The 6143-nt window shown below is 56.8% G+C and carries 6 protein-coding genes; 4 read left to right on the forward strand and 2 right to left on the reverse strand.

Features of this window, described 5'->3' with window-relative positions; genetic code table 11:
* The first annotated feature begins 92 nt into the window (after positions 1-92).
* Positions 93-524, forward strand: coding sequence for a large conductance mechanosensitive channel protein MscL (mscL, locus tag FZ041_RS14145; RefSeq protein WP_222931177.1), 432 nt, complete (start codon positions 93-95; stop codon positions 522-524).
* 133 nt (positions 525-657) lie between these two features.
* Here mscL and FZ041_RS14150 read toward each other — a convergent pair whose 3' ends face one another.
* Positions 658-2037 (reverse strand): hypothetical protein, encoded by a 1380-nt coding sequence (locus FZ041_RS14150; protein ID WP_149190038.1) that lies wholly within the window; start codon positions 2035-2037, stop codon positions 658-660.
* 513 nt (positions 2038-2550) lie between these two features.
* On the opposite strand from FZ041_RS14150, the gene panC reads away from it, so the two are divergent.
* Positions 2551-3408 (forward strand): pantoate--beta-alanine ligase, encoded by an 858-nt coding sequence (gene panC, locus FZ041_RS14155; RefSeq protein WP_149190039.1) that lies wholly within the window; start codon positions 2551-2553, stop codon positions 3406-3408.
* 1 nt (position 3409) lies between these two features.
* The gene (panD, locus tag FZ041_RS14160) at positions 3410-3793 is read left to right on the forward strand and encodes an aspartate 1-decarboxylase (protein ID WP_149190040.1); all 384 of its coding nucleotides are present in this window, start codon (positions 3410-3412) and stop codon (positions 3791-3793) included.
* A 12-nt stretch (positions 3794-3805) separates the two neighbouring features.
* On the opposite strand, the gene FZ041_RS14165 is transcribed toward panD, so the two are convergent.
* Positions 3806-5206 carry an MATE family efflux transporter gene (locus FZ041_RS14165; protein ID WP_149190041.1) on the reverse strand — a complete coding sequence of 467 codons (1401 nt, stop codon included), beginning with the start codon at positions 5204-5206 and terminating at the stop codon, positions 3806-3808.
* Between the two features lie 80 nt (positions 5207-5286).
* On the opposite strand from FZ041_RS14165, the gene FZ041_RS14170 reads away from it, so the two are divergent.
* Complete coding sequence (locus tag FZ041_RS14170; RefSeq protein WP_149190042.1) at positions 5287-6126, forward strand: MerR family transcriptional regulator; 840 nt, start codon at positions 5287-5289, stop codon at positions 6124-6126.
* The last annotated feature ends 17 nt before the right edge of the window (positions 6127-6143 follow it).

Genomic DNA, 6143 nt, shown 5'->3' on the forward strand with positions numbered 1-6143 from the left:
TATATGTGAATGAGGAGGGTTTTCTTATTCATTGTTGAATATGTAAACGGTGGAGGAGAAGGTGGAACTTCTCCTAAGAAAGGAGCATATCTATGGTAGAAGAATTCAAGAAATTCATCATGCGTGGCAATGTGCTGGATATGGCTGTTGGTATCATCATCGGTGCAGCCTTCGGCAAGATTGTCACGTCCTTTGTCAACGATGTGCTGATGCCGCCGATTGGTCTCATTTTGGGGCATGTGGATTTCTCCAATCTGTTCATCAATCTGTCGGGCACGCCCGCAGCAACCTTGGCCGAAGCAAAGGCCGCAGGCTTGCCGGTCATCGCTTATGGTTCCTTCCTCAATGCGGTCATTGATTTCCTGATCGTGGCTTTTGCTATCTTCATGCTGATCAAGCAGGTGAACCGCATCATGCCGAAAAAGGAGGAGGAGCCGGCCAAGGAACCGCGTCTTTGCCCTTACTGCAAGACGGAGATTCCTGACGAGGCGACGAAATGCCCGCATTGCACGTCGGAGCTTTAAGGACGTAGCGGGGCAGGGATTCAACAGACTACGGATGTCAACAAAAAGAAACGCTGCGAAGAGGAGGTCCATGAGGCATCTCTTCGCAGCGTTTCTTTTTATGCTAGGGGGTTGTTTGGCGGATAGGGGAAACTCACTTTGCCAAGAGCTTGCCGCCGCCAGGCAGGCCGTAGGTCTTGCCACCAAGGGCAGGATTGGCACTCTTGTCATAGTAGATTTTATGGCCGTTGCTTTGGATATTGGCAAAGGTGCCATCTTCTGCCTTCATGACTGTGAGATAGGAGTCAGCAGTCACATGCCAGACAGCATCCTTGCTTAACTGCAACACAGCCTTGTCGGCCTGGTAGTCCTCGTTGAAGGAGCCCGTCCAGTTTGCGCCGCTGCCAAGATTCAGTGTCACCTGACTGATGTTGTTGGCCAGGATCTTGCCATTGAGCTGCTGGTTGCAGGCATTCAGAGTAAAGATGCCGCCATTCTTATCCTCACTGCCCCAACGGTCGCTGGTGGCCTTTACAAGCACATCGCCGGCTTGGCAGAGCTGCGTGTTTTCGAGGTTGGCAACAGCGGTGGTATTGGTGATGTAGAACATTGGGCCAGCAGACTGATTGTTGAGTGTCGAATCCTTGGCCGTGAAGCTGGCTTCGCCGATGCCGGCATCGCCCGAAAAGCTCTGGTAGAGCATGATGCCGTGTTTGACATGACCGGTCAGGCACGAATGATCCAGCGTGATGGAGTTCTTACCCTCGACGACAGCAATCTCGCTGCCCGCAGCCTCGCCGCTGCCGTTGGTCAGCTGGATATTGCCGGTGGAGTAGATGCAAGGACTGCCTTCGCCAGACGTCGTAAGCTTGGCGCCATTTACGATGACGTTGCCTTCGCCACGGTCGGTGGCGAGGGCGCCGCAATGTGCTCCCTCCGTCGTGATGTCGACATCATGGGCCTCGATCGTGCCGCCATAGGTTGCATCGAGACCGCGGGAGGAGTTGTTCTTTGTGTGGATGACGATGTGCTCTGCTTTGATATTGGCAGCCTGGCCTGTGGCGAAAATCGCATTGGCGCCATCGGCATCGGAAGTCAGCGTGATGTTGCGGAGTATGGCGGTGCTGTTGCTAGCGAGGAACACAGCATTCTGGCCGGAGAAGTTGCTGGCATCGGCGCTCGAGGTGTCGCCGGTCTTGTTCAGTGCCGAGTTGGTCAGCGTGACAGAACCGCCCTTGCGGACCAAGAAGGCGCTCTCATCGCGGTGGCCGGCATTGAGGGTGAGGCCGTCCACCGTGAGGTTCTCGTCATCGACGATCTGGCAGGCCGTGAGCTCAGAGGCGTCAACCTCCCGCATCGCGGGGCCAGCTGGCATGGCTGGCGGTGGCCCAGGCACAGGGCCCGCCAGATTGAAGCTCAGTGGTCCGTTGGCATGGTTAGCTGGCTGGCAGGCGCCATAGCTATTGACGCTGGTACAGATGGTGATGGCAAGCGCTGCTGCCAGCATATGGTATTTCTTGCTCATTCGGGACATGAAAAGTCACTCCTTATTGATTAGTCCGCTAATTATAAAGGGAATTGATTAAAACCACTGGTATGCATAGTTATAATTGCATTATAAATCCTGTGGATAAAACGTATCCCCGCTGCGGTTCAGGTTATCCACAGGATTTTGTGGTTTATCCGCTGTATTTTGGGCATAAATGCGCTTTTCCGCCAGATAAGTCACCTACTTATCCACAATATACACAGGGACTTAACCACACAATGTGGATAAGTCCCTGTGTATTTGCTATTTGAGGACAGATGTGTTAGCATAAAGCATGTGGCAGAAGATGACATCACTCTGGTGAGTTATACTTTTTCCCAAGCAATCCATAGTTACGTATCATTGGGGTACTGCTTAGATCCATAGGACTAAGACAGGAAAGGATATCCGTGTATTCGTACGCCTTTCAGGTCTGGCCTGAAGGGCGTTTTTTGGTTGCTGGGCCAGTTGCTTCTTTTGCCTCGGAATCTACAGCGATATGAAGAGAGGTAACAGCAGATGAAAATTTTACGGACGGTCAAAGAGATCCAAGCCTATGCGAGAGATATGAAGGCTGCGGGCAAGACCATCGGCCTCGTGCCGACTATGGGGGCCCTGCATGAGGGGCATCTGACGCTTATGCGTGCCGCGCGGGAGAAATGCGATATCGTCATTGCATCGGTATTCGTCAATCCGACCCAGTTCGGCCCGCATGAGGATTTTGATGCGTATCCGCGCCGCTTTGACGAAGACTGTGAGAAGCTGGCGACGGTGCCTGTCGATGCGGTTTTCCATCCAGAACCTGCGGAGATGTATCCCGAGGGATATTGTACATATGTCCATGTGGAGGGCAATATCACAAAGAAACTCTGCGGTGCGCAGCGTCCGGGGCATTTCCGCGGGGTGGCGACAGTCGTTACGAAGCTTATGAATCTTTCGCGGGCAGATGAGGCGTTCTTTGGGCAGAAGGATGCGCAGCAGGTGGTCGTCATCCGCCGTTTCGTCGAGGATCTCAATATCAATGTCCATATCAATATGGTGCCGATTGTGCGGGAGGAGAGCGGCCTGGCGCGCAGTTCGCGCAACCAGTACCTTTCGGCTGCGGAGAAAAAGGCGGCAGTGATCCTTTCGCGCAGCCTCCAGCGTGCCAAAGAGGCATATTCCTTTGGGGAGCGGGAGCCGGAAAAACTCAAGCAGGTGGTGATCGATACGATTGCCACGGAGCCGCTGGCTGCCATTGATTATGTTGATATCTACTCGTTCCCCGCGCTGCAGCCGATCACAACGGTAGATGGGCAGGCCCTGCTGGCAATCGCCGTGCGCATTGGGACAACGCGGCTGATCGATAATGTGATCCTGGGCAAGGAGGGCGAATAAGATGATGCTCAATCTGCTGAAAGGCAAGATACACTGTGCGACGGTGACTGAGGCTAACCTCCAATATATGGGCAGCATCACGATCGATGAAGAGCTTATGGAGCAGGCGGGCATCCTGCCGAATGAGCGCGTGCAGGTAGTGGACAACAACAATGGTGCACGGCTGGAGACCTATACGATTCCGGGGCCGCGGGGCTCAGGTGTTATCTGCCTCAACGGCGCAGCAGCCAGATGCGCCCAGGTCGGCGATGTCGTCATCATCATGGCCTATGCCTTCTTTACGGAAGATGAGGCGCGGGCTTGGAAGCCCAAGGTCGTCATGGTCGATGCGGACAATAGAATAAAAGAGGTCCGTCACGTGGAATATCACGGACAGACCTCGTAAGGTACCGGAGCGTCAGCTTCCGGTTGTGACCATGCCAGTGGCATGCTGGGCCTTCCCCTTCGGGGAAGGCTCTTTTTGCTGCTGCAGGGCTTTCCAGGTGCTGTGCAGGCAATACGCTGTCAGCAGCAGGGCGGCAGCATCGGCCGCTGGCACGGCAAGCCATACGCCGGTGATGCCCCACACTCCGGGCAGGAGCAGCAGGAAGATCACGATGCCGGCGAGATTGCGCACGAAGGACAGCAGTGCAGAGGTCCTGCCATCGGACAGGGCGGTGAAGAAGCCCGAGGCGAAGATGTTGAAGCCGACGAGCAGGAAGCTCAGCGAGAACAGCAGCAGTCCCGTGAGGGTGAGGGCAAAGACGTGACCGCCAGCTGGCAGGAACAAGGTGATGAGCGGTGATGCGAGCAGGCGTGCGGCCGAAAAGGCCAGCAGGCTGAAGACGGCAATGACGCCCAGGCTGAGCCGCAGCAGGCGGACGAGCTCGGAGCGTCTGCCTGCGCCATGGTTGTAGGAGAAGATGGGGGCGACGCCATTGGTGAAGCCCATGAGGATGGAGGTCAGGAGCATTTCGGCATAGAGGATGACGGAAATGGCAGCAACGCCATCCTCTCCGGCCAGCTGGAAGGTTATCCGGTTGAACAGCAAGGTGACAAGTCCGACGGACAGCTGGGTCACGAGCTCGGAGACGCCATTGCCGCAAGCTGTGCGCAGCACGGCAAATTCGGCGCGGAAGGCGCAGAAGCGCAGCGTGCGGCTGAAACGGGTGAAATAGACAAGGCCGATGGTGGCGGCGAGCAGGTCAGCCAGCCCCGTAGCCAGTGCAGCCCCCGCGATGCCGAGCCCTCCATGCGCCAGCAGGACATAGTCGAGGACGGCATTGGCAAGGCCGCTGACGATCGATACGAGAAAGCCCTGGCTGGGTCGACCGTCGGCGATATAGAAAGCGTTGAAGATGACCATCAGGGCGGCGGCGGGGAAAAAGGGCAGCAACAGGCCGAGATAGAGACGGCAGTCGGCAAACAGCTGGGGGCTGGCGCCGAGGAAGGTCAATAGCGGCGTGAAGAACAGCGCGATGACCAGGGCCAGCAGCAGGCCCGTGGTTGCGGCAGCTACGGTAAGCCAGGTGAAGCGGCGGGAGGCGGCTGCGGTGCGCTGCTCGCCAAGGTTCTTGGCAACGAGGGCCGAGCCGCCGGTGGCCAGCATGATGGCCAGTCCGAAGATCAGATTGATGGCCGGATAGACGATGTTGGAGGCTGCAAGGGCTGAGGCGCCTGCATAGCGGCCGATGAAGATGCCATCGGTCACCGTGTAGAGGGAGATGACGAGCATCATGCCGATGGAGGGGGCGGCAAAGCGCAGCAGCGGGAAAATAGTGAACCGCTGTGCCAGCGGTGTGGAGTCGCTATTTTGCATAAGTACCTTTCCTTTCCTGTGGGTTTCTTGTATAGTTATCTTAAAGGATACAGTAACTGTAATGTCAAGGGGGAGTGGCGATGAAGCGGCGGGTTACCTTCCATACGGGCGAGTTTGCCAAGATTGTCGGGGTCAACAAGCGCACGCTGCATTATTATGATGAGCAGGGCATCTTCAAGCCCGATCATGTTGAGCCGAATGGCTACCGCAGCTATTCATTCCGGCAGTTCTATCCCTTCTATCTTCTGCGCATGCTGCGGGATATGGGCTTGGAGCTGGCCGAAATCAAGGAGTACATGGAGAACCGCAGCCCCGAGCGTCTCGATTGCCTGCTGGCTGAACAGCAGGCGTGGCTGGAGGCGGAGCAGGAAAAGCTCCGGCGGCAGCTGCGCGTCGTGGAAAGCCAGCGCCATCTCCTGTCGCTGGCGCGGACGGTGGTCTGTGGCCGCGTCGAGGAGCAGGAACTGCCTGCGGCGCGGCTTGTCCTGTCGCGGGATGTGCGGCGTGCCGCAGCGCGGGAAGACTGGCCGCTGGTCGAGCGCATCGCGACGGAGCATGAGCGGCAGGTGGCGGAGCAGCAGATCAGTGCCGGCCTCGGGGTCGGGGCGATGGTGGCAGCCCGCGATTTCCTGCAGGCGGGCAGTGAGGGCATTCTGAGCCATTTCTTCACCGTGGTCGGCAGTTCCTATCGGGGCATTGCGCGCGAGTACCGCTATCGGCGTCCGGCAGGCACGTATCTGGTGACGTATTTCCAAGGGGAATACGATGACACCGCCAAGGCTTATGCGCTGCTGCGCCGCTATATTGCGGCGCATGGGTGCAGAACCGGACCCTTTTCCTATGAGGAAAGCATTCTGGAGAACATGAGCATGAATGATCCGCGTGGGTTCATCACGCGGATTGCCGTGCAGAAATTATAATGCAGTTCTAATCAAAT

Source organism: Pseudoselenomonas caprae (assembly GCF_008271345.1).
GTDB classification, from domain to species: domain Bacteria; phylum Bacillota; class Negativicutes; order Selenomonadales; family Selenomonadaceae; genus Selenomonas_A; species Selenomonas_A caprae.

What these genes read in the sequence shown, in the direction of transcription:
- mscL (WP_222931177.1), top strand. Translation starts at nt 93, where the DNA reads ATGGTAGAAGAATTCAAGAAATTCATCATGCGTGGCAATGTGCTGGAT.
- FZ041_RS14150 (WP_149190038.1), bottom strand. Translation starts at nt 2,037, where the DNA reads ATGTCCCGAATGAGCAAGAAATACCATATGCTGGCAGCAGCGCTTGCC.
- panC (WP_149190039.1), top strand. Translation starts at nt 2,551, where the DNA reads ATGAAAATTTTACGGACGGTCAAAGAGATCCAAGCCTATGCGAGAGAT.
- panD (WP_149190040.1), top strand. Translation starts at nt 3,410, where the DNA reads ATGATGCTCAATCTGCTGAAAGGCAAGATACACTGTGCGACGGTGACT.
- FZ041_RS14165 (WP_149190041.1), bottom strand. Translation starts at nt 5,206, where the DNA reads ATGCAAAATAGCGACTCCACACCGCTGGCACAGCGGTTCACTATTTTC.
- FZ041_RS14170 (WP_149190042.1), top strand. Translation starts at nt 5,287, where the DNA reads ATGAAGCGGCGGGTTACCTTCCATACGGGCGAGTTTGCCAAGATTGTC.